Consider the following 23,143-nt stretch of genomic DNA (forward strand, 5'->3'; position numbering starts at 1 on the left):
TTTTTAACGTGGCAAAATTACTATTGCCACTTAATCATTACGATGAAGCCGGACGGATTAAACCGCCGCGTTTTTTTTGGTGGTGTTGTCTATTTTTAGCCAAAAGCTACGTGATTTTTGTTTTGTCGTTAAGTAATTTTCGAGATGCTGATGGGTTGTTAGAAATTTTTTATCCGCGACAATCTGAATTGTATATAGGTTTTGGGATAGGCGCAGGAGCATTATTAGCAATTACACTCGTCGCATACCGTGAAAAATGGTGGGATAGTTCGTGGCAGTTTTTGCGCTGGTTAATCAAACCTTGTTTGGTTTTAACTGTGTTATTAGATTTATTCCATCAATCACAAATTTTGATAGGCCAGCATTGGCGCTTTTCGTGGGCAACCGCCATTTTAATTTTATTTGATTTTGTTATTTTCTACTGGGTTCTAAAAAGTCGACATTTACGTTACATGATTGCTGACTGGGCTGATAAACAGCCCTAAAAACCTAGAGCTTATTATTGAACGCTATTGCTTACAGCCTGTTGAAAATAATTTTGCACACTAATTTGACTATCGTTAACCATTCTTTGGTAACAGATACCGGCAAACGCATAAGACTTTCCAGAATATTCCATTACCACATAGGGTGCATCTTTATCGGATTCATCATAACGCCAGTTACCGCCAACTAGTTGTTTAAATATTTCGCCTAAATAAGCGCCATATATATTGGATATGGTAAATACAGCATCGTTTTCTAAAGCCTGATCTTTGTATTTATCTATCCAAGCTAAAATAACATCATCGACTAATGCAATACTTTCCACAGAACCATCTAATTCAAGCTTGAATTCATCCAAGGTTGTTTCAATAGCATTTTGGGCACTGTCAGCCATTAATTGGTCGAGTTCATCTTGTGTCATGCGCATGGCATTTCCTTTAGTATCTATTTTTTTCACGGATTAATTAGATTGTGGCGACTTAATTCTAGTTTGTCTAATTTTCTAAGCTGATGAAGCATAGGGAAAAATGCAAAAGTCTCTGTAATTGTAAGTTAATTACTGGTTATTTGATCTTTCATCAAATTCACAACGTAGAGTTTATATGAAATATTATTCTATGTTACCTGCTACCGCGCTGTTCGCTCTGAGTTTGATTTCAGTGCTAGTACACTATGCAATTCTTCCGCCCGGAATAAGCATTCTTGAGAACTTAAAAGCAGGATTTGGTGATTACTTTTTTGTACTGATTTTTTGCATTATTTTACTTGAATCAGTTATTTACATAGGGTTCTATTTTCCGGGACAATTTTTTGCTGTGGTTTTGGTCGTATTGTCAAACCCAACCTCTGAAGACATCCTGTGGTTAACTGTTGCAATGGTGTTTGCCGCTACAACCGGCTCACTAATCAATTTTTACCTAGGAAAGTTGACTGCAAAACAACACGATAAGAATAAAAAAGTTAGGGTGGGAAGCTTATTGCTAGCAATGATTCACATCAACTCATTAGCCTTTTATATGTTTAATCAAGGCGCAAACAGCAGGTCGGTTTCAGTGATTTGGCTAGCTGGACTACTCAATTTACCCTATTACTTAGCGCTAATAACCGCTACTGCTTTACTGAGTGAGGAGATAATGCAAGTTGCAGAAAGCACCTGGTTAATGCTCATTCTTGTGTCTATTTGGTTGGTGATTGCCATATTGCTTGACATTAAACAGTATCGTCAAAATAACGAATAAGCCTAGCTAATCTGGTTTCTCTGCAATATTCACTTATTTAAAAATTTATTAATAGCTCTAGAGGCTGCAAAAAAACCAAAACACGCAGTTACCGATACTGAAGCGCCAAAACCGGTATTACAATCCAACTTACTACTTTGCTGAGAAGCAGGTTTTTGACATGCGACACTGCCATCAAATTGTGGATAACGCAATTGCTCTGTTGAGTATACACAATCCACTGCAAACCTTCTTTTGGGGTTTTGACTAAACCCATGAAAACGCCGGAGTTGATTTCTTAGTTTTGCGGCTAAGGGATCTTGAATAGTTTTGCTTAAATCGGCGATGGTAATTTTGCTTGGATCAATTTGCCCACCCGCACCACCTGTAGTGATTATTTTTATTTTTTTGCGTTTGCAATGGGCGATTAAAGCCGCTTTAGCGGGAACACTATCGATAGCGTCAATAACATAATGAAATCCATCGTGTATGTATTGGTCTAAATTTTCTGGCGTTACAAAATCTTCAATGCAATGTACATTGCAATCCGGATTGATGAGTTTGATACGCTGCGCCATTACGTCGACTTTCGCTTGTCCCACAGTGTCTGTCATGGCGTGTATTTGTCGATTGGTATTTGTAGTACAGATGTCATCCAAGTCAATAAGCGTAATATTGCCGATCGCTGTACGGGCAAGTGCCTCTGCTGCCCAAGTGCCAACTCCGCCTATGCCGACCACACAAAAGTGCGCTGTATTTAAGCGTTTTGTTTCGTCCACTCCATAAAGTCTTTGTGTGCCGCCAAAGCGGGATTTTTGTTCAGCCATAGCCTAATTTTTTTCGGGATTTATTGTCTGGCGCGCAGTATATCAATAACCCAAAATATTGCTAATTTATGACATGTTCAATGGTTAATAAAATGCGAATAAGAGGTTAATTAATGTCGATTTTTTTAGCCTGAATTACTGAATATTACTTAATACGTATTCAGTTGTTGATTACTACGCTTAGCTTTTATAGCATGCAGTCAGGTATATTTGTGGAACGTGTGATTGCCAGTTCTGATCGGACCTGTAAGCATCCTTACAAGGATTTGATCTGTCGGTAAAGTCATTAAAATATAAAAAAGGAAAAATACATGAAACCAGTTGTACTAGCAGGCGGGTCTGGTAGCAGATTGTGGCCGAAATCTCGAGCGGCACTGCCTAAGCAATTTTTGGCGTTAACAGATGAGAACACCATGTTGCAAAATACAATCGGTAGACTGGATGGATTACAGTCTGAGCCAGCGATTTACATATGTAATGAAGCTCATCGGTTTTTAGTTGCCGAACAATTGCGTCAACAAGGTAGAAAACATGGTGGGATCTTACTTGAACCTGTTGGCCGTAACACGGCACCGGCTATTGCCTTAGCTGCATTGCAAGCGCATACCGAAGGCGAAGATCCTGTGCTTTTGGTCTTAGCTGCAGATCATCTTATAAAAGACAACAAAGCATTTCACAAAGCAATCCAGCATGCTAATGCTTTAGCGGAGCAGGGTAAACTAGTCACATTTGGGATAGTTCCCGATAGCCCTCATACTGGCTACGGTTATATTCGTCGAGGTGAGCAGCTCAATCACGCCGAAACTGGATTTGCCGTATCCCAATTCGTTGAAAAGCCTGATCTGGAAACGGCTGAAAAATACGTTGCCAATGGCGACTATTTCTGGAATAGCGGCATGTTTATGTTTAAAGCAAGTCGTTATTTGCAGGAGCTGGAAAAATTTGCGCCTGAGATGCTTAAGGTGTGTAAAGAAGCGATTTCGACCGAAAGCAAAGATTTAGATTTTGTTAGAGTTGATGCGGAAATATTTGCGACCTGCCCAGATGATTCAGTTGATTATGCAGTTATGGAAAAAACAGATGATGCCGCTATGGTGCCATTAGACGCAGGCTGGAATGATGTAGGTAGCTGGTCGTCTCTTTGGGAAACGTCTGACAACAAAGATGAATCAGGCAATGTATGTGTAGGCGATGTAATGCTTACCAACACAACGAATAGCTATGTGAATTCAGAGCAACGTTTAATTGCTGTTGTGGGATTAGATGATGTGGTTGTGGTAGAAACTAAAGATGCTATCTTGGTGGCGAACAAGCATAAAGTTCAAGATATCAAAAAAGTGGTGAATGAACTTAAAGCGCAACACCGACCTGAGTTTGAGTTCCATCGAGAAGTGTATCGTCCATGGGGTAGTTACGATTCAATTGATAATGGCGAAAGATTCCAAGTCAAACGAATTACTGTCAATCCAGGTGAAAAACTATCAGTTCAAATGCATCATCATCGAGCGGAGCATTGGATAGTGGTGTCTGGTACAGCAAAAGTCACAAATGGCGATGAAACATTCTTAGTAACAGAAAATGAATCAACCTATATTCCTATTGGTATTGTGCATGCCTTAGAAAATCCAGGCAAAGTTCCTTTGGAGCTTATTGAAGTACAGTCAGGAAGCTATTTAGGCGAAGATGATATCGTTCGTTTTTCAGATAGATATGGACGAATTGAGAAATAATTAAGGACGTATAATGCAAATTAGCTGTTTTAAAGCGTACGATATTCGCGGCAAGTTACTCGAGCAATTAGATGAAAATGTCGCGTATCGTATCGGACGCGCATACGCTGAATTTTTAAATGCCGAAAATGTCGTAGTGGGTGGCGATGTTCGTCATACGTCAGCGCCACTTAAACTTGCCCTAAGTGCTGGATTAATTGATGGCGGAGCCAACGTTATCGATTTAGGTATGACAGGCACAGAAGAAATTTATTTTGCCACAAAACATTTAGGCGTAGATGGCGGTATTGAAGTAACAGCTAGTCATAATCCGATTGATTATAATGGGATGAAATTAGTGAAAAGCGAGTCTCGTCCAATTAGTGGCGATACCGGATTATTTGCGATTAAAGATCTTGCTGAGTGTTATGAACAAGAAATTGTCGATCAGCGATTAGCTCATTACTCGGAAGAAAGGGCCACAGATGAGGCGTTTTTGAAAGGGAAGGGTAGCGTAACTTCTCAAAAGTTGGCTGAGTCAGAAAAATACAGTCAAAAGTCCTGTATGCAAGACTATGTTGATCATATGCTTTCTTACATTGAGTTAAATAACATTAAACCGTTAAAACTTGTGGTAAATGCAGGAAATGGCGCTGCAGGTGATGCACTTGATAATATTGAGGAACGTTTTAAAGCGTTAAATGTGCCGATTGAATTTATCAAAGTTCATCACCAACCTGATGGTGATTTTCCAAATGGTATTCCTAATCCGTTGCTACCTGAAAGTCGAGCAGATACTGCCGATGCCGTGATTGCCAATAAGGCCGATATGGGCATAGCATGGGACGGTGATTTCGATCGTTGTTTTATGTTTGATGAAAAAGGTGAATTTGTCGAAGGTTATTACATCGTTGGTTTGTTAGCGAAAGCATTTCTAGACAAAGATGCTGATAGCAAAATAATTTATGATCCACGAGTTTACTGGAATACTGAAGACATCGTAAAAACGGCAGGTGGAACGCCAATTAAGAGTAAAACCGGGCATGCTTTCATCAAAGAAAGAATGCGCAAAGAAGATGCGGTTTACGGTGGCGAAATGAGTGCTCATCATTATTTCCGCGATTTTGCTTATTGTGATTCCGGCATGATCCCTTGGTTGTTGGTTGCTGAGCTACTTTGTACAAGCGATCAAGCGCTTTCTGAGCTAGTAAAACAACGTATTGCGGCGTTTCCATCCTCAGGTGAAATCAATAGTGTGTTAGAAGATGCAGATGCGGCGTTAGAAAGAGTGATTGCAAAGTATCAGCCATTTGCTGAAGTTGTTGACGATACTGATGGTGTCGGCTTAGAGTTTGGTAACTGGCGTTTTAACTTACGTAAGTCAAATACAGAGCCGGTTATTCGATTAAATGTTGAATCTTCGGGTGATATTGCACTCATGGAGCAAAAAACTGAAGAGTTGCTTGAGGTTATTCGCGCAAAATAGCATCAAGCCTCCTTTTTTAGTTTCACATGTGAATAAAAAAACAGAAAAATAGCCCTAATATGGGCTATTTTTTTGGCTAAATGGGCGCGTTTGCTGTTAATTTGTCGAACAAATGAGCCAAATAATCATTAAATGGCAGCCAATTGTGATTGCAGTTAACCTTATTCTAAGTGAGCGATACCAAATCGCTAACGATGACAGAGTAAATTCATACACAATAAGCACAATAAACGCTGCTGCCAATATAATCAGTGATAGTAGCGGGGGTAGCCAAATGACACCTAACCAAGCTGTTAGTAAAGGTATCATTGATAAATATAAGAACAGCGGCGTTCGGTTATTGTGTATCCCATCAAACCATAAAACCCCGCCTAAAAAAGATAAGATAATGGCGGAATATTGAATAAAAAAACTAATCCCCTCAAAGTATGAAACGGTTTCCCATAACATCAAAAACGGCAACATGATAAAAGGCATTAAACCTATGTATCCTAATAATCTGGCGTGAAATTTAAGCATTTTGCTCACTTACGGTGGTTTGGGTTATCGCGCTGTAAAAATTTGCTGTGTTAGCGACAGCCTTTAAACTGTTTTCAATCAAATTAAGTTAAAAAAATAGCGCCAATAGGCGCTATTTTTGTACAACACAATTTTGTTATTTCTTAATTGGTGTGTATTTTCTCAAGGTTTCACCGGTATACAATTGACGAGGACGTCCAATTTTCTGACCTGGCTGACTAAGCATTTCATGCCAGTGAGAAATCCAACCTACCGTTCTTGCCAACGCAAAAATACAGGTAAACATGTTAGTTGGGATGCCTATTGCTTTAAGAATAATTCCTGAATAGAAATCTACATTTGGAAACAGTTTCTTTTCAGCAAAATACGGGTCGTTTAAGGCAATTTTTTCCAGTTCCATTGCTACATTTAGCAATGGATCATCGATATTCATTTCCTCAAGTACCTCGTGGCAACTTTCGCGCATTACTGTCGCTCGTGGGTCGTGATTTTTATATACACGATGACCGAATCCCATCAATCTAAATGGGTCGTTTTTGTCTTTTGCACGGGCAATAAATTCAGGAATACGGTCAACGCTACCAATTTCTTCCAACATGTTCAGACAGGCTTCGTTTGCACCACCGTGAGCAGGTCCCCACAATGACGCAACGCCAGCAGCGATACATGCATAAGGATTAGCACCTGAAGAGCCGGCTAATCTAACTGTTGAAGTTGACGCATTTTGTTCGTGATCCGCATGTAAAGTAAAGATACGGTCCATAGCTCTAGCTACCGCTGGGCTTATTTCGTAGTCTTCAGCAGGCACAGAGAACATCATATTTAAGAAGTTTTCTGCATAACTTAGATCATTTCGCGGATAAACAAACGGTTGGCCAACGTTGTATTTGTAACACATCGCAACCAACGTTGGCATTTTAGCTACCAATCTATAGGCGCTACGTAAGCGTTGTTCAGGATCAGAAATATCTAGGTCGTCATGATAGAAGCTAGACAATGCCCCTACCGTTCCACATAGCATGGCCATTGGGTGCGCATCTCTGCGGAAGCCTCTAAAGAAATTGGTCAGTTGGTCATGTACTAAGGTGTGACGAGTGATGGTATTTTTAAAATCTGCGTACTCTTCAGACGTTGGAGTTTTATTGTGCAGTAGCATGTAACAGACTTCGATATAATCGGCGTCTCGTGCCAAATCTTCTATCGAATACCCTCTGTGCAACAATACGCCTTTAGCGCCATCAATGAACGTGATGGAAGATTCGCAAGAACCGGTAGCCATAAAACCAGGGTCAAAAGTGAAATAACCGCTTGAGCCTAACGCTCGAACATCTATTACGTCGTTCCCAGCAGAGCCCGATAAAATCGGAAGTTCTACTTCTTTGTCGCCTACCTTCAAAATGGCTGTCTTTTCTGCCATAAGATGTTCTCCTCAGACTAAGTTCGTTAGCTGTTACGTTTAAATTGTAAACAGCCATGAAAAAAAAGTGTGCTATTTGTACTTATAAAGTTGGTGCAAGTCAATTTTAATGCAAGGACGTTTAATATTTATTCATATTCGGTATTTTAGGATACATGGTAAAAATGAAAACTACGAATTATCTGTTTTTTAATCGAATACAAAAATTGTAATTAATCAAAACGCTGGATATACTTTGTGCCACTAAATGAAAAAACGCTTACTTGTTAAAGGTTTAAAGATTAATTAACTATTTATTAACAAGTTAGCTTTCCACCTCAGTTTTCGTTTATGCACTATACAACAAAATGACTATAAATAAATGCGTCAAACCTCAACGATGATTACAGGCACATAAAGTGAAAAAACAAAGACCAGTCAATCTGCAACTCAATACGATTAGTTTTCCACCTTCCGCTATAGTTTCTATTTTACATCGAATAACCGGTGTAGCCATGTTCTTTGCTCTTATCTTCGTGATCTGGGCTTGGGCTGTTTCCGTATCATCTCTGGATGGCTTTAATACGGTTAAAGAAGTCATGGCAGGACCACTTGGTAAGTTTGTAGCAATCGGTACCTTATCGGCACTGACTTATCATATTCTTGGCGGAATTCGCCATGTGATAATGGACATGGGACATTGGGAAGAAATTCAATCAGGTAACGTCAGTGCGCAAGCAACTATCGGCTTATGGATACTGGCAACTATCGTTATAGGAGTCATATTGTGGTAACTGAACAGGCAAGTTTAAAACGTAATGGAGTTCAAGACTTTGTTACTCTGCGCGCAACAGCGCTTATCATCACACTGTTTTCTTTTTACATGGCGTACTTTTTTATTGCGACTCCAGTAATAACCTATGACGTCTGGGTATCACTGTTTTCAGGTATATTTATGAAGGTCTTTACCTTCATTACCTTGGTAGCGATTATGTACCATGTGAAAATTGGTCTTTGGCAAGTTTTAACTGACTACGTTAAAGCGCCAGGTTTAAGAGCAACGATTCAATATGTATTGAATATTATTGCATTTGTTTATGTTGTGGTTGGTTTGTTTGTATTGTGGGGTGTGAAGTGAGTATTCCGGTTCATGAGTTCGACGCGGTGGTAATTGGCGCTGGCGGTGCAGGAATGCGAGCAGCGCTACAAATTTCTCAATCTGGCAAATCCTGTGCGTTACTATCAAAAGTGTTTCCAACACGCTCGCATACAGTTTCTGCACAAGGTGGCATCACTGTAGCATTGGGTAATGCACATGAAGATAATTGGGAATGGCACATGTACGATACGGTCAAAGGTTCCGATTATATCGGTGACCAAGACGCAATCGAATATATGTGTAAAACGGGTCCCGAAGCCATTATTGAAATGGAAAATATGGGATTACCATTCTCTCGATTTGAAAATGGAAAAATTTATCAACGTCCATTTGGTGGCCAATCGCAAAATTTTGGTGGTGAACAAGGCGCGCGTACTGCTGCGGCTGCTGACCGTACAGGTCATGCTTTATTGCATTTGTTGTATCAACAAAATGTTAAAAATAAAACCAAAGTGTTTAGTGAATGGTACGCGCTTGATTTGGTAAAAAATCAAGATGGTGATGTGGTCGGATGTACCGCAATAGACATTGAAAGCGGTGAAGTCGTTTACTTTAAATCTAAAGCTGTTGTACTTGCTACTGGTGGTGCAGGGCGAATTTATGCATCTACTACTAATGCGCATATTAATACTGGTGACGGTGTTGGTATGGCATTGCGTGCTGGAGCACCAGTACAAGATATGGAAATGTGGCAATTCCATCCAACAGGTATTGCAGGCGCCGGTACCCTAGTAACTGAAGGGTGTCGTGGTGAAGGTGGCTATCTTTTAAATAAAGATGGTGAACGCTTCATGGAACGTTACGCTCCTAATGCTAAAGATTTGGCTGGTCGTGATGTGGTAGCCCGTTCAATGATGACTGAAATTCGTGAAGGTCGTGGTTGTGAAGGTCCTTGGGGAACACACATTAAATTGAAACTAGACCATCTTGGTAAAGATGTTTTAGAGTCTAGATTACCTGGGATTCTTGAACTGTCGCGTACATTTGCTCACGTTGATCCAGTAAAAGAACCTATTCCTGTTATTCCAACCTGTCACTATATGATGGGCGGTATTCCTACTAATGTAGACGGTCAAGCGATTAGCATCGATAAAGATGGTAATGAAAAGCCGATCGGTGGATTATTCGCATGTGGTGAAATTGCGTGCGTATCTGTTCATGGTGCAAACCGTCTTGGTGGAAACTCACTGTTAGACTTAGTTGTATTTGGTCGTGCGACAGGCCTACACCTTGGTGAAGCGATAGATAAAATTGAATCCAAAGAAGCATCTAAAACTGATGTTGACGAAGCTTTGGTCAGATTTAATCGTTGGGAAAGCTCGGATGTTGGAAAGGGTGAAGACCCAGTTCAAATTAAGAAAGATTTGCAAAAATGTATGCAACTTAATTTCTCTGTATTCCGTGAAGGCGATGCTATGGCCGAAGGTCTGTCTGAATTGAAAGAAATCAGAGAAAGATTGAAGTATGCTCGTTTAGATGACAAGAGCAGCGATTTCAATACACAACGAATCGAATGTTTAGAGTTAGACAATCTAATGGAAACAGCTTACAGCACAGCAGTAGCTGCAAACTTTAGAACCGAAAGTCGCGGCGCACACAGTCGTTTCGATTTCCCAGACCGTGATGATTCACAGTGGTTATGTCACTCTGTTTATTTACCTGAGTCAGAGTCAATGATTAAACGTGATGTAAATATGACACCAAAATTACGCGAAGCGTTTCCACCTAAAGCTAGAACTTATTAATTGGAGTAACGAAAATGAAACTTAATTTCTCAATTTATCGTTACAACCCGGATGTTGATAACGCGCCACGTATGCAAGATTACGCGCTGGAAGTAGAAGAAGGGCAAGATATGATGGTGCTTGATGCACTAATAGCCCTTAAAGAGCAAGATCCAACGTTGTCATTCCGTCGTTCGTGTCGTGAAGGTGTTTGCGGCTCTGACGGCGTAAACATGAATGGTAAAAATGGACTAGCCTGTATCACACCTCTTTCTGCATTAGGAAAAGGCAAGATAGTGGTTAGACCGTTGCCAGGGCTACCGGTTGTACGCGACTTGGTCGTTGATATGAGCCAGTTTTATACTCAGTATGAAAAGATCAAACCGTTCTTAATCAACGATGATAAACATCCTCCAGCACGGGAACACCTTCAATCACCAGAAGAGCGCGCTAAGCTTGACGGTTTGTACGAATGTATTCTGTGTGCTTGTTGTTCAACATCTTGTCCATCATTTTGGTGGAATCCAGACAAGTTTGTTGGTCCTGCTGGTTTACTACATGCCTATCGTTTTTTGATAGATAGTCGTGATACAGCAACTGATGCTAGACTTAATGACCTTGACGACGCATTTAGCGTGTTTCGTTGTCACGGAATTATGAATTGTGTCAGCGTTTGCCCGAAAGGACTTAACCCAACTAAAGCCATCGGCCAGATAAAGTCGATGTTGTTGCAGCGGGCTGTTTAGTTTAGTCATATAACACCAGTGGTGTTATTCGTGACAGCAAGTCTAAATAGCCATCCTCTGCGGGATGGCTTTTTTGCTTAAAAAATCAAACCTTCGGGTTTATTACATTTAATATTTGGATATTTATTTACACTAGATATCCGGTTGTGAGCCTTACTTTTTAAAGGGACAATAATGCAACAAAGCGTGATGAAAGCATGGTGGGACTCTTCTCACATGGCTGGCGGCAACGCTGCTTACATAGAAGAACTCTACGAAGCATTTTTGGAAGACCCCAATAATGTGTCAGATCAATGGCGAAGTATCTTTGAAGGTCTTCCCAAAGTTGATGGTGTTGAATTAGATACCAGTCATTCAACAATAAGAGAACAATTTAAAGCCTTAGCTGCTTTAGGTCCTGCAGCAAGAGCAACAAGTAATGCTCCTTCAAAAACATCAACTAGCGATGATAAGCAGGTTAAAGTTCTTCAGCTGATTAATGCGTACCGTTTTAGGGGGCATCAGCACGCAAATCTTGATCCGTTAGATTTGTGGAAACAACCACGAGTTCGCGATTTAGAGTTATCACATCATAATTTGACTGAAAAAGATTTTGATACCCATTTTAATGTGGGATCTTATGCAATCGGTCAAGAAACGATGACCTTGAAAGATCTGTTTACTTCACTTAATAGAACATATTGTGGTTCTATTGGGTCAGAATATATGCATATTACTGATACTGAACAAAAGCGTTGGTTGCAACAACGTATTGAATCAGTTCAGGCAAAACCTGAGATTAGCCGAGAAGAGAAAATACACATTCTTAAAGGGTTAGTCGCAGCTGATGGTATGGAAAAATACCTAGGCTCTAAATTCCCTGGCGCTAAACGATTTTCATTAGAAGGTGGTGACTCGCTCGTGCCTATGCTCAAAGGGCTTATTAATCATGCAGGTGAGAGCGGTGCCAAAGAAGTGGTTATCGGTATGGCTCACCGTGGACGATTAAATGTTCTGGTTAACGTGTTAGGTAAAAACCCGTCAGTGTTGTTTGATGAATTCTCAGGAAAACACGATGAATCATTAGGTGCAGGTGATGTGAAATATCACGCTGGTTTCTCTTCTGACTTCGCGACTGGTGGTGGTAACGTACATTTGGCGTTGGCATTTAACCCTTCACATTTAGAAATTGTAAACCCTGTGGTCATTGGTTCGGTTAGAGCGCGATTAGACCGTAGAAATTGTAGTGATGGTTCAGCAGTATTGCCTATTACCATTCATGGTGATTCTGCTATTGCTGGTCAAGGTGTTGTGCAAGAGACATTTAATATGTCTCAGACACGCGGTTTCCAAGTAGGTGGGACGGTTCGCATCGTTATCAACAACCAAGTTGGTTTCACTACTTCAAAAACCGAAGATACCCGTTCGACACAATATTGTACTGATATCGCAAAAATGGTTCAGGCGCCTATTTTCCACGTCAATGCTGACGATCCTGAAGCAGTACTATTTGTAACCAAACTAGCACTTGATTACCGCAACACTTTCAAACGCGATGTTATGATTGATCTAGTCTGCTACAGACGTCATGGTCACAATGAAGCTGACGAGCCAAATGCAACTCAGCCACTGATGTATCAGAAAATTAAAAAACATCCGGTGCCTCGTCTTATATATGCTGACCAACTTACCGCAGAAGGGACAATCGATGCTCACGAAATCGAAAAATTGGTGAGTGAATATCGAGCAGCCTTAGACCATGGCGCTTGTGTGGTGCCAGAGTGGCGTCCTATGACAGAACATTCTGTAGATTGGACACCTTATCTTGGTCATGATTGGGATGCTGAATATGACGGCACGATTGAGAAAGATAAGCTAATCGAGCTTGGGCGCTCAATTGTTAATTACCCTGAAAGCGTGAAACTGCAATCGCGAGTTAAAAAGCTCTACGGCGATCGCGAAGCGATGCTTGCAGAAGAAAAACTACTGGATTGGGGGATGGCAGAGAACCTAGCCTATGCTGATATTGTATCTAGAGGAACGAGTATTCGCCTGACCGGTCAAGATTCCGGACGTGGTACCTTTTTCCATCGCCATGCGGTTTTACATAGTCAATCTGATGGTGCGGAGTATATGCCGTTACAACACGTCAGTGAAAACCAAGGGAGAATGGAAATTTACGACTCGGTGTTGTCTGAAGCCGCAGTGGTAGCATTTGAATTTGGTTATGCAACAGCAGAGCCCGGTACTTTGACGATTTGGGAAGCGCAATTTGGTGATTTCGCTAACGGCGCGCAAGTTGTAATTGACCAATTTTTAAGTTCTGGTGAAGCAAAATGGGGGCGTTTATGTGGTTTAACCTTGTTACTTCCACATGGTTATGAAGGACAAGGTCCTGAGCACAGTTCAGCCAGATTAGAGCGTTTCTTGCAGTTGTGTGCAGATCATAATTGGCAAGTATGTGTGCCGTCTACTCCGGCACAGGTTTACAATATGATTAGACGTCAGGCTATACGTCCAATGCGTAAACCGCTAATCGTAATGTCGCCTAAATCATTACTTCGTCATCCTTTAGCAATATCAAGTTTTGATGAATTAACTGACGGTATCTTCCATAATGTGATTGATGAAATCGATGATATTAAGAGCGAAGATGTTAAACGCGTTATTATGTGTTCAGGTAAAGTGTACTACGATTTGCTAGAACAACGTCGTAAAAATGAACAATCTGACATTGCTATTATTAGAATTGAACAATTGTATCCGTTCCCACATGAGGAAATGGCCGCAAACATTACTAATAAATATAAACATGTAAAAGATTGGGTATGGTGTCAGGAAGAGCCTCAAAATCAGGGCGCTTGGTATTGTAGCCAGCATCATTTCTGGGGATCGATTCCAGATGGCGCAAAACTAACCTATGCGGGTAGAACTGCATCTGCTTCTCCTGCAGTTGGTTATAACGCAGTTCACAATCAGCAGCAAAAAGCGCTGGTTGATGATGCACTCACTCTATAATTAGGAACCAGTATGACAATAGAAATTAAAGTACCGGTGCTACCAGAATCAGTAGCAGATGCTTCGATTGCCACATGGCATGTCAAAGTTGGTGACAAAGTCAGTCGAGATCAAAATCTTGTTGATATCGAAACTGATAAAGTAGTGTTAGAAGTTGTATCACCTGAAGAAGGTACAATTACAGAAATTATGGATGCTGAGGGTGATACAGTCCTTGGTGAACAAATAATCGCAAAATTAGAACAAGGCGATGGCGCAAGTAGTAGCAAAGAAACCGCTACCAAAGCACCTAGTCAACCATCTACTTCAAGTACAAAGGGTAAATCAGTGGAAATTAAAGTTCCTGTGCTGCCAGAATCGGTAGCTGACGCAACAATCGCAACATGGCACGTACAACCTGGAGAAGCCGTTTCTCGGGATCAGAATCTAGTGGACATCGAAACTGACAAAGTTGTGTTAGAAGTCGTTGCACCTGCTGATGGTTCGATTAGTGAACTGTTGGCTCAAGAAGGTGATACGGTAACAGCTGAACAAGTTATCGCTAATTTTTCAGAAGGCGCAGGCGCTGCTGCACCGGCAGAAAAAGAAGCTTCTGATACAGATTCAGCGGATGAAAATGACGCTCTGAGCCCTTCAGTAAGACGCTTATTAGCTGAAAAAGGCGTTGATGCTGCGAATATTAAAGGTTCTGGTAAAGGCGGAAGAATCACCAAAGAAGATGTTGAAAAACACCTTAAAGGTGGTGACGCTAAGCCTGCTTCTAAAGAAGCGCCTGAAGCACCTGCGGCTCTAGTGGGTGAGCGTACTGAAAAACGTGTACCTATGACACGTTTACGTAAAACCATTGCAACGCGTTTGCTAGAAGCCAAAAACTCGACGGCGATGTTGACCACATTTAATGAAATCAACATGAAGCCAATAATGGATTTGCGCAAGCAATATCAAGAAAGCTTCGAAAAACGTCATGGTATCCGTTTAGGTTTCATGTCGTTTTATGTAAAAGCTGTGACTGAAGCCTTAAAACGTTTCCCAGAAGTAAATGCGTCTATCGATGGCGATGACATCGTTTATCACAACTACTTCGATATCTCTATTGCGGTATCTACTCCTCGTGGATTAGTTACACCTGTTTTGAGAGATTGTGATGCGTTGGGTATGGCTGGGATTGAAAGTGGTATTAAATCTCTAGCATTGAAAGGTCGCGATGGAAAGTTAGCCATGGATGACTTACAAGGTGGTAATTTCACGATTACCAATGGTGGTGTTTTTGGTTCGTTGTTGTCAACGCCAATCATTAATCCTCCGCAAAGTGCAATTCTCGGTATGCACAAAATCCAAGATCGTCCTATGGCGGTCAATGGAAAGGTAGAAATTTTACCTATGATGTATTTAGCATTGTCTTATGATCACCGCATAGTCGATGGTAAAGAATCTGTTGGCTTCTTGGTCACAGTAAAAGAAATGCTAGAAGACCCAACACGTTTATTATTAGATGTGTAATTCCTAGGTCTAAATCGAATTGATAGGTGATAGCTCAGGTTATCACCTATTCGAATGTCGATATCTTATCGGCACCTTAAATCAAGTCGCTAAAAAATGCGGCTTTTAAATTAAATTAAACGGATAGAAACACCATGAATTTGCATGAATATCAAGGCAAGCAATTATTCAAAGAATATGGCTTGCCAGTGTCTGAAGGGTTTGCTACAGATTCTCCAGAAGAAGCTGCAGCAGCGGCTGATAAAATTGGCGGAAGCGAGTGGGTGGTTAAATGCCAAGTACACGCAGGTGGTCGAGGTAAAGCCGGCGGTGTTAAATTAGTTAAATCTAAAGATGAAATTAAAGCTTTCGCTGAAAAATGGTTAGGTAAAAACTTAGTTACTTTCCAAACCGACGAAAATGGCCAACCAGTAAGTAAGATTTTAGTAGAATCTTGTACTGATATTGCTGATGAGCTTTATTTGGGTGCTGTTGTAGATCGTACTTCTCGCCGTATCGTTTTCATGGCGTCTACAGAAGGTGGCGTTGAGATTGAAACTGTTGCTGAAGAAACACCTGAAAAGATTTTAAAAGCAGAAATTGATCCTATCGTAGGCGCACAGCCTTACCAAGCTCGTGAAATGGCGTTTAAATTGGGCCTTAAAGGCGTGCAAATTAAACAATTCACGCAAATATTCTTAGGTTTAGCAAAAATGTTTGTTGACCTTGATATCGCTCTTATCGAAATCAATCCTCTAGTAATCAAAGAAGACGGTGATATTCATTGTCTTGATGCTAAAGTTGCTATCGATGGTAACGCGGCATATCGTCAACCTAAAGTAAAAGCGATGCACGATCCATCTCAAGATGATGCTCGTGAAGCAGAAGCGGCTAAGTGGGAACTGAACTATGTTGCTCTAGACGGTAACGTAGGTTGTATGGTTAACGGTGCCGGTCTTGCAATGGGAACTATGGATATAGTTAACCTGCATGGTGGTAAACCAGCTAACTTCCTAGACGTTGGTGGCGGTGCAACTAAAGAACGCGTAGCAGAAGCATTCAAAATCATCCTTTCTGACAGTAACGTTAGTGCAGTTTTAGTTAATATTTTTGGTGGAATTGTACGTTGTGACATGATCGCGGAAGGTATTATCGGCGCAGTTAAAGAAGTCGGTGTAAACGTACCTGTTGTTGTGCGTCTTGAAGGTACAAACGCTGAATTAGGACGTGAAGTATTAGCTGCTTCTGGCCTAGATATCATAGCTGCAAGCAGTCTGACTGATGCTGCTCAGCAAGTTGTTAAAGCTGCGGAGGGCAAATAATGTCTGTATTAATTAATAAGCATACCAAAGTTATCTGCCAAGGTTTTACTGGTGGTCAAGGTACTTTCCACTCTGAACAAGCCATTGCCTATGGTACGCAAATGGTGGGCGGTGTTACACCTGGTAAAGGTGGTACTACTCACTTAGATTTGCCTGTATTTAACACAGTACGTGAAGCTGTTGAAGCAACAGGAGCAACTGCTTCTGTCATTTATGTACCTGCAGCATTTTGTAAAGATTCAATTGTTGAAGCCGCTGATGCGGGAATTGAACTTATCATTTGTATCACTGAAGGTATTCCAACAATCGACATGTTGTTTGTTAAAGAATACTTGAATGTGAAAGGCGTTCGTATGATTGGTCCAAACTGCCCAGGTGTTATCACTCCGGGTGAGTGTAAAATCGGAATCATGCCTGGTCATATTCATAAGCCTGGTAAAGTTGGTATTGTTTCTCGCTCAGGTACATTAACCTACGAAGCGGTTAAACAAACTACAGATGAAGGTTTTGGTCAATCTACTTGTGTTGGTATTGGTGGTGATCCAATCCCTGGCTCAAACTTCATTGATATCTTGCGTTTGTTCCAAGACGATCCTGAAACTGAAGCGATTGTCATGATCGGTGAAATTGGTGGTTCTGCAGAAGAAGAAGCGGCAGAATTTATCAAAGCTAACGTGACTAAGCCTGTTGTGTCTTATATTGCAGGTGTTACTGCTCCTCCAGGTAAGCGCATGGGTCACGCTGGTGCGATTATCGCCGGCGGTAAAGGAACTGCGGATGAGAAGTTCAAAGCACTTGAAGATGCAGGTGTTAAAACAGTTCGTTCACTAGCTGATATCGGTAAAGGATTACGCGAAATTACTGGTTGGTAATTCGTTTAGTTATTACTAGATTAAACCCGCCGAAAGGCGGGTTTTTTTATGCAAGCTAATTTAACTTCTGCAAAACGCTTTAATAATCTTATCATTTGTTATTGAATTCTAATCTTATTTGCGTATCTTTTTAGCGGTTAGGTCAGTGAAGTTTACCAAGGAGAACTTGTTATTAAGCATATTGTTATTTTAGGTGGTGGCACCGCTGGCTGGATGGCGGCTAATTTGTTTGCTAATCAGTGGTCAAACAAAGGGATTAAAATCACCTTAGTTGAGTCTCCAGAAATTGGGATTGTTGGTGTGGGCGAGGGATCTACTCCTACACTAAAACGTTTTTTTAACATTTTAAATATACCTGAATCCAGTTGGATGCCTCGTTGCAACGCGACTTATAAAACGAATATTCGTTTTGCTGGTTGGAGTCCAAGGTCGGGGATTGAGCACTACAGTCATCCTTTTAGCTGTCAAACAGATACTTTTACGCAAAAGTCGTTCTTGGTAAATTGCCAAACTCGTAGGCTAGGATTAGATACTCACGTAACCCCTGAAGACTTTTTTATAAACGGACTTTTGGCAGCGCAAGGTAAAGGACCCATCGCGACAGAAAACTTTCCTTTTACGATGGAATACGGATATCACTTTGACTCTCATCTCTTAGGTTCGTTTTTGAGCGAGCATGCTAAAACGTTAGGAGTAGAGCACCAGCAAGTAAAAATACAGGATGTCATTACTCACAATAATGGTGAAATTGCATCATTAGTTGCGAGTAATGGGGATAGTATTCACGGTGATTTTTTTGTCGATTGCACTGGTTTTGCAAGCGTGTTGATGCAAAAAACATTAGGCGTGTCATTTACTAACTTTAATCAAAACTTATTTAACGATGCTGCTGTTGTTATGCCAACGCCAATGCACGATGAAAATATTCCGGTAGAAACCACATCCACGGCACTGTCAAATGGCTGGGCATGGAAAATTCCGTTAACCAATCGCTATGGTAACGGTTATGTATATAGCTCTGACTTTATCAGTCCAGAAGAAGCGGAAATCGAATTACGTCAGCATTTAGGTTTACAAGAAAGTGCCGAGTCTGGTCGTCATTTAAAAATGCGAGTAGGGCAGTTGGAAAAGCATTGGCATAAAAACTGTTTAGGTCTCGGCTTGTCACAAGGATTTATTGAACCGTTGGAGGCAACGGCACTGCATCTTGTGCAAGTCTGCATAGAAATGTTCATTACTGAGTTCGAAAAAGGCCAATTCAGTAATCAACATCAACAGTCATTTAATCGCTTGATAAGTGAAAGGTTTGAAAAGGTACGGGATTATATTGTCGCGCATTATAAATTGAATACGCGTGACGATAGCGAATACTGGCGTGCTAATCGTAACAACGAACATTTATCTGATTCGCTAATTCAATTGCTAAATTGTTGGTATCAACGTAACGATCTAAATGCAGAAATTCACCGTCAACAAATTAATCACCATTTCGATAGTTTGTCTTGGCATTGTCTGTTAGCCGGCTATGGTGCCTTTCCGCCTCTTGCTGAAAAGCAGCCTGGTACCGGAGATTTATATAAAGAACAAGGTATCGCAGAGTTTAACCGACGCTGCGGATTAAACTTTTCTAGCCACAAAATTAATCTACAAAGGTTACAGTCGTAACCGGTATTTTTGACTATTGCACGCTCTAATCTTCAGTTCTGTGGGTAACAACTTAATAACATTTCAACGGTTATGATAGTGATACTTGTAAGCCATTTGTAAATTATGTTGTTATTGGTTTGTTGTCGGCCCACGTATTCGCAACGACAAGATTGCAGCTATATAACCTAACTCCTCGTTTAATTACCTTGTTCTAATGATTACGCTATATATGTAAACATGGACTGCCATGAATTATGTATTTTTGTCTTTTCTTTCTAATATTTCGTTAAACCTTGCTTTGAATACGTATGCACAGCATTGAGTGAAGTGTTAACACAGATGTAACATTGGATGATCGTTAATTTTTTGTATTGTTGGTTATCAAAGGAAGGGTTACCGATAAGATTTCCAAATTAAAACTACAAACGGGAACGGGACATACACATGAAAAAATTCAGACCCAGTTTGATCACAGCTGCCTTTTTGGCAAGTGGGATGGCGTTAATAGGAACAAATTCCTATGCACAAGAAACTGCCGAAGAGCAGACTGAAACCGCTAAAGATCAAATTGAAAAAATCGAGGTTAAAGGATTTAGAACCAGTTTAATTAAATCCCTTAATCAAAAACGTTTCAGCGATACAGTCTCTGAACAATTATCTGCTGATGACTTAGGCGGTTTACCAGACGTTTCAATGGCAGATGCATTGACACGACTACCCGGTATATCCGCAGTAAGAACCGGTGGACAAGCAGCGGAAATTAACATTCGTGGTTTATCCGGAGACTTCGTATTTTCAACACTTAACGGTAGAGAACAAGTTTCCACAAGTGGATCTCGTTCAATTGAGTTTGATCAATATCCCTCTGAATTGATTTCTTCCGCGGCGGTCTATAAATCACCTAAAGCATCTTTGATTGAAGGTGGTGTTGCCGGTACGGTTGAACTCCAAACGGCCAGCCCGCTATCTATTTCCGAAGACTATAAATTCAATATGAATGTTCGCGGAATGTACAACGATCGAGCGGGTGAAGTGTCAGATGCGGAAGAATACGGACATCGTATAAGCTTCTCATTTCAAACTAAAATGCTAGATGATACGTTGGGCTTAGCACTAGGTTATGCACGTTTGTTTCAACCCAGTGTATCTACTCAGTTTATTGGTTTAGCTTACAATACCGAAAGAGACGTAGACTTCCTTGAAGGGGATGAAGACAACTACGATCCGACCTCTGATGTTCCAAAAGACCAGCAATGTATTGAGTGTGAATTCGTCAGCGAAGGCTTCGAAATGCAGCACAAAGGCGGGGAAGAAACTCGAGACGGTTACATGGCTGCACTCGAGTGGGCACCTACCGATAATTTCGTATTGAAAACAGATGCGTTTTACTCTCGCTTTGATTCAAAAGAGTTTGCTAGGGGCTTTCGGGTTAAATTAGAACCGGGCACTGCAGTTATCTCAAATCCAGTGGTAGATAATAACACTGTCATTGGCGGAACATTCAGTCGTGGACCAGACTCGTTTACGCGAGTTGAACTGGTTAATGATGATAACCAAGATTTTGATGAAATTCAGAATTTTGGTATCAATGCCGATTGGCAAGCGACAGATATGTTAAGCATCAAGGCTGATTTTTCCTACTCTAAAGCCAAGAGTGAATTTAGAAATGGATTGCTTTGGTCGCTAGTTGGTGCGGAAGATGAAAACGGTACACCGCGTTTTGATACTGATGTGTCAGTATCCTATTTATTAAATGGCTTAGACTTACCGGATATCGGATTTAGCCAATTCGACGATTTTTCGGATATAAACAATGTTTATGTGACTAAGTACGGCATTTATCCTTTTGAAAATGAGGATGAATTATTTGCTTATCGCCTTGATTTGAAATACGAAGTAGATAACCCATTTATTTCTTCATTTGAATTTGGCGTACGTTATTCAGACCGCGAATACTCAAATGATCGTTCAGTGTTTGAATATGGTAGCGATTCTTCATTTTCGTCCAGTCAACCGCCTCTGGCTTTAAACGATCAAATGGCATCAGTAGTTAACTGGGAAGGTGATTTCGGTTATTTCCCAAGTTATTTATCAATTGATCTTGATAGCGCTTTATCTGCTTGGTTTCCAGAAGGAACACCACAACCAGTACAGACTTGGGGAGCAGGTCACCCGGGTGTAGTTAATAGTCCTGGTGGCACGACTAATACCGCTTGGTCTGTATTAGAAAGTGGCGAAGTTTACGAAAAAGTGTTGTCTGCTTATATTATGGCAAATATCGACACTGAAATTGGCGGTTTACCTATTACCGGTAATATTGGTGTACGTCGTGTGGAAACAGAGCAAGCGTCTACATTTTTACAAGATGTAAGTCGAACCGTAGAAGTCGAAGGCGTTGATCCTGAAACAGGTGAAACCACCGTGGTAGAAGTGATAATGGGAGATCCTGAACTAGGAGCGCAGTTGATTACTGACGACGCTGGATTAATCAACAACTTTTTCCGTCCAGAACTGTTAGTGGATAAATACACTGATTATCTACCTTCTTTAAACTTAAACTTTAAGTTAACCGACCAAGACCAATTACGTTTTGCTGCGGCTAAAGTTATGGGTAGACCACCAATTAACCGGTTGTTTGCGAATTCAAATGTGCGCGTTGCTGACGTCAATGCCACTATGAATCCAGACTCTGGAGAGATAACTGTCGACCGAGAAGCTGAATTGTCGGGTAGTTCAACCAACAGTCCATATTTACGCCCGTTTTATGCTAATCAATATGATATTTCTTACGAACGTTATTTTGATGAAACTGATGGAGCGATAGTTGTTGCGCTTTTCTATAAAGATATCAAATCGTTTATAAATGATTTTACTATCGATCCATTTGATTTTGCTGGTAACGGCTTCCAGACTCCATCTTCAATAGATGTGCCTGTGTTCCTAGATTCTGATGATCCTGGTGCAGAAGCTGTTCAGGCAACAGACGATAACGGAGATCCGTTATTTATCACTGTTCCTACTACGAATGGACCTTACACAACCGCAGTAAACAATCGCGAAGGTGGTTACATTCGCGGGATAGAGTTGGCTTATACCCAAGTCTATAGCTTTTTACCTGCTCCTTGGGATGGTTTGGGCGTAAGTGCCAGTTATTCATATACCGAAAGTGAAATTCAATTCCAGACGAATTTGGGCGGAACAAGTGTTCCACAACAATTACCTGGTTTATCTGAAACCGTTATCAACGGTACGCTTTTCTGGGAATACGAAGATTTTGAAACCCGTGTCAATGTGCGTTGGCGAGATGCGTTTGTGTCTAAACAAGTGGCGGTTAATGAACAGATCGTTAACTTTGATGACGAGATGATTATTGATTATCAAGCGTCTTATGACATTAACGACAATTTAGGTGTGTTGTTTCAGATTAATAACCTGACCGATGCGCCTACCAAGAGCTATTTTGGTCGCGAATCTCAAACGGGCACAATTCAATACTTTGGAACCCAATACTTCCTTGGGGTGACGTACTCGCTATGAAAATAATGAATTTTTTTACA

At 40.8% G+C, this 23,143-nt stretch carries 18 protein-coding genes; 14 read left to right on the forward strand and 4 right to left on the reverse strand.

What is annotated here, in order from left to right; all coding sequences use genetic code 11:
* Nucleotides 1–8 precede the first annotated feature (8 nt).
* Nucleotides 9–485 carry a DUF2919 domain-containing protein gene (locus GLIP_RS07975; RefSeq protein ID WP_040522337.1) on the forward strand — a complete coding sequence of 159 codons (477 nt, stop codon included), beginning with the start codon at nucleotides 9–11 and terminating at the stop codon, nucleotides 483–485.
* A gap of 14 nt (nucleotides 486–499) precedes the next feature.
* On the opposite strand, the gene GLIP_RS07980 is transcribed toward GLIP_RS07975, so the two are convergent.
* Nucleotides 500–913, reverse strand: coding sequence for a hypothetical protein (locus tag GLIP_RS07980; RefSeq protein ID WP_008844099.1), 414 nt, complete (start codon nucleotides 911–913; stop codon nucleotides 500–502).
* 175 nt (nucleotides 914–1,088) lie between these two features.
* Between GLIP_RS07980 and GLIP_RS07985 the strand changes: the two genes are divergently transcribed.
* Nucleotides 1,089–1,724 (forward strand): hypothetical protein, encoded by a 636-nt coding sequence (locus tag GLIP_RS07985; protein WP_008844100.1) that lies wholly within the window; start codon nucleotides 1,089–1,091, stop codon nucleotides 1,722–1,724.
* A 29-nt stretch (nucleotides 1,725–1,753) separates the two neighbouring features.
* Here the strand turns inward: GLIP_RS07985 and tcdA are convergent, their stop codons facing one another.
* On the reverse strand, nucleotides 1,754–2,530 hold the full coding sequence (gene tcdA / locus GLIP_RS07990) for a tRNA cyclic N6-threonylcarbamoyladenosine(37) synthase TcdA (protein ID WP_008844101.1): 777 nt from the start codon (nucleotides 2,528–2,530) through the stop codon (nucleotides 1,754–1,756).
* Between the two features lie 311 nt (nucleotides 2,531–2,841).
* On the opposite strand from tcdA, the gene GLIP_RS07995 reads away from it, so the two are divergent.
* Nucleotides 2,842–4,260 (forward strand): mannose-1-phosphate guanylyltransferase/mannose-6-phosphate isomerase, encoded by a 1,419-nt coding sequence (locus tag GLIP_RS07995; protein ID WP_008844102.1) that lies wholly within the window; start codon nucleotides 2,842–2,844, stop codon nucleotides 4,258–4,260.
* A 13-nt stretch (nucleotides 4,261–4,273) separates the two neighbouring features.
* A complete protein-coding gene (locus GLIP_RS08000; protein WP_008844103.1) occupies nucleotides 4,274–5,725 on the forward strand; it encodes a phosphohexomutase domain-containing protein in 1,452 nt (483 codons plus the stop codon).
* A 96-nt stretch (nucleotides 5,726–5,821) separates the two neighbouring features.
* Here GLIP_RS08000 and GLIP_RS08005 read toward each other — a convergent pair whose 3' ends face one another.
* Complete coding sequence (locus tag GLIP_RS08005; protein WP_040522339.1) at nucleotides 5,822–6,244, reverse strand: DUF3429 domain-containing protein; 423 nt, start codon at nucleotides 6,242–6,244, stop codon at nucleotides 5,822–5,824.
* Nucleotides 6,245–6,380: 136 nt separating this feature from the next.
* A complete protein-coding gene (gltA, locus tag GLIP_RS08010) occupies nucleotides 6,381–7,661 on the reverse strand; it encodes a citrate synthase (RefSeq protein ID WP_008844105.1) in 1,281 nt (426 codons plus the stop codon).
* A gap of 398 nt (nucleotides 7,662–8,059) precedes the next feature.
* On the opposite strand from gltA, the gene sdhC reads away from it, so the two are divergent.
* The 10 genes from sdhC to GLIP_RS08060 all read left to right on the forward strand — a co-directional run bounded on the left by sdhC (nucleotide 8,060) and on the right by GLIP_RS08060 (nucleotide 23,123).
* Nucleotides 8,060–8,434 carry a succinate dehydrogenase, cytochrome b556 subunit gene (sdhC, locus tag GLIP_RS08015; protein ID WP_008844106.1) on the forward strand — a complete coding sequence of 125 codons (375 nt, stop codon included), beginning with the start codon at nucleotides 8,060–8,062 and terminating at the stop codon, nucleotides 8,432–8,434.
* Entirely contained in the window at nucleotides 8,428–8,778 is a 351-nt protein-coding gene (sdhD, locus tag GLIP_RS08020; RefSeq protein ID WP_008844107.1) for a succinate dehydrogenase, hydrophobic membrane anchor protein, read from the forward strand. The genes sdhC and sdhD overlap by 7 nt, the downstream gene beginning before the upstream one ends.
* Nucleotides 8,775–10,544: a succinate dehydrogenase flavoprotein subunit gene (gene sdhA / locus GLIP_RS08025; protein WP_008844108.1), complete on the forward strand. Its 1,770-nt coding sequence runs from the start codon at nucleotides 8,775–8,777 to the stop codon at nucleotides 10,542–10,544. The genes sdhD and sdhA overlap by 4 nt, the downstream gene beginning before the upstream one ends.
* Before the next feature lie 14 nt (nucleotides 10,545–10,558).
* Complete coding sequence (locus GLIP_RS08030) at nucleotides 10,559–11,269, forward strand: succinate dehydrogenase iron-sulfur subunit (protein ID WP_008844109.1); 711 nt, start codon at nucleotides 10,559–10,561, stop codon at nucleotides 11,267–11,269.
* A 174-nt stretch (nucleotides 11,270–11,443) separates the two neighbouring features.
* Nucleotides 11,444–14,266 (forward strand): 2-oxoglutarate dehydrogenase E1 component, encoded by a 2,823-nt coding sequence (gene sucA / locus GLIP_RS08035; protein ID WP_008844110.1) that lies wholly within the window; start codon nucleotides 11,444–11,446, stop codon nucleotides 14,264–14,266.
* 12 nt (nucleotides 14,267–14,278) lie between these two features.
* Nucleotides 14,279–15,766 (forward strand): 2-oxoglutarate dehydrogenase complex dihydrolipoyllysine-residue succinyltransferase, encoded by a 1,488-nt coding sequence (gene odhB, locus GLIP_RS08040; RefSeq protein ID WP_008844111.1) that lies wholly within the window; start codon nucleotides 14,279–14,281, stop codon nucleotides 15,764–15,766.
* 134 nt (nucleotides 15,767–15,900) lie between these two features.
* Entirely contained in the window at nucleotides 15,901–17,067 is a 1,167-nt protein-coding gene (gene sucC, locus GLIP_RS08045) for an ADP-forming succinate--CoA ligase subunit beta (RefSeq protein ID WP_008844112.1), read from the forward strand.
* The gene (gene sucD / locus GLIP_RS08050; RefSeq protein WP_008844113.1) at nucleotides 17,067–17,939 is read left to right on the forward strand and encodes a succinate--CoA ligase subunit alpha; all 873 of its coding nucleotides are present in this window, start codon (nucleotides 17,067–17,069) and stop codon (nucleotides 17,937–17,939) included. The genes sucC and sucD overlap by 1 nt, the downstream gene beginning before the upstream one ends.
* 171 nt (nucleotides 17,940–18,110) lie before the next feature.
* Complete coding sequence (locus GLIP_RS08055) at nucleotides 18,111–19,604, forward strand: tryptophan halogenase family protein (RefSeq protein WP_040522341.1); 1,494 nt, start codon at nucleotides 18,111–18,113, stop codon at nucleotides 19,602–19,604.
* A gap of 426 nt (nucleotides 19,605–20,030) precedes the next feature.
* Nucleotides 20,031–23,123 (forward strand): TonB-dependent receptor, encoded by a 3,093-nt coding sequence (locus GLIP_RS08060; RefSeq protein WP_008844115.1) that lies wholly within the window; start codon nucleotides 20,031–20,033, stop codon nucleotides 23,121–23,123.
* Nucleotides 23,124–23,143: the final 20 nt, after the last annotated feature.

Origin of the sequence: Aliiglaciecola lipolytica E3 (genome assembly GCF_000314975.1) — a bacterium.
Classification (GTDB): domain Bacteria; phylum Pseudomonadota; class Gammaproteobacteria; order Enterobacterales; family Alteromonadaceae; genus Aliiglaciecola; species Aliiglaciecola lipolytica.

Excerpts from the sequence above, each read along its gene's own strand:
- gltA (WP_008844105.1), bottom strand. The coding sequence starts at position 7,661 with ATGGCAGAAAAGACAGCCATTTTGAAGGTAGGCGACAAAGAAGTAGAA.
- GLIP_RS07985 (WP_008844100.1), top strand. The coding sequence starts at position 1,089 with ATGAAATATTATTCTATGTTACCTGCTACCGCGCTGTTCGCTCTGAGT.
- GLIP_RS08060 (WP_008844115.1), top strand. The coding sequence starts at position 20,031 with ATGAAAAAATTCAGACCCAGTTTGATCACAGCTGCCTTTTTGGCAAGT.
- sucC (WP_008844112.1), top strand. The coding sequence starts at position 15,901 with ATGAATTTGCATGAATATCAAGGCAAGCAATTATTCAAAGAATATGGC.
- sucD (WP_008844113.1), top strand. The coding sequence starts at position 17,067 with ATGTCTGTATTAATTAATAAGCATACCAAAGTTATCTGCCAAGGTTTT.
- sucA (WP_008844110.1), top strand. The coding sequence starts at position 11,444 with ATGCAACAAAGCGTGATGAAAGCATGGTGGGACTCTTCTCACATGGCT.
- GLIP_RS07980 (WP_008844099.1), bottom strand. The coding sequence starts at position 913 with ATGCGCATGACACAAGATGAACTCGACCAATTAATGGCTGACAGTGCC.
- odhB (WP_008844111.1), top strand. The coding sequence starts at position 14,279 with ATGACAATAGAAATTAAAGTACCGGTGCTACCAGAATCAGTAGCAGAT.
- GLIP_RS08030 (WP_008844109.1), top strand. The coding sequence starts at position 10,559 with ATGAAACTTAATTTCTCAATTTATCGTTACAACCCGGATGTTGATAAC.
- GLIP_RS08005 (WP_040522339.1), bottom strand. The coding sequence starts at position 6,244 with ATGCTTAAATTTCACGCCAGATTATTAGGATACATAGGTTTAATGCCT.
- GLIP_RS08000 (WP_008844103.1), top strand. The coding sequence starts at position 4,274 with ATGCAAATTAGCTGTTTTAAAGCGTACGATATTCGCGGCAAGTTACTC.
- tcdA (WP_008844101.1), bottom strand. The coding sequence starts at position 2,530 with ATGGCTGAACAAAAATCCCGCTTTGGCGGCACACAAAGACTTTATGGA.
- GLIP_RS07995 (WP_008844102.1), top strand. The coding sequence starts at position 2,842 with ATGAAACCAGTTGTACTAGCAGGCGGGTCTGGTAGCAGATTGTGGCCG.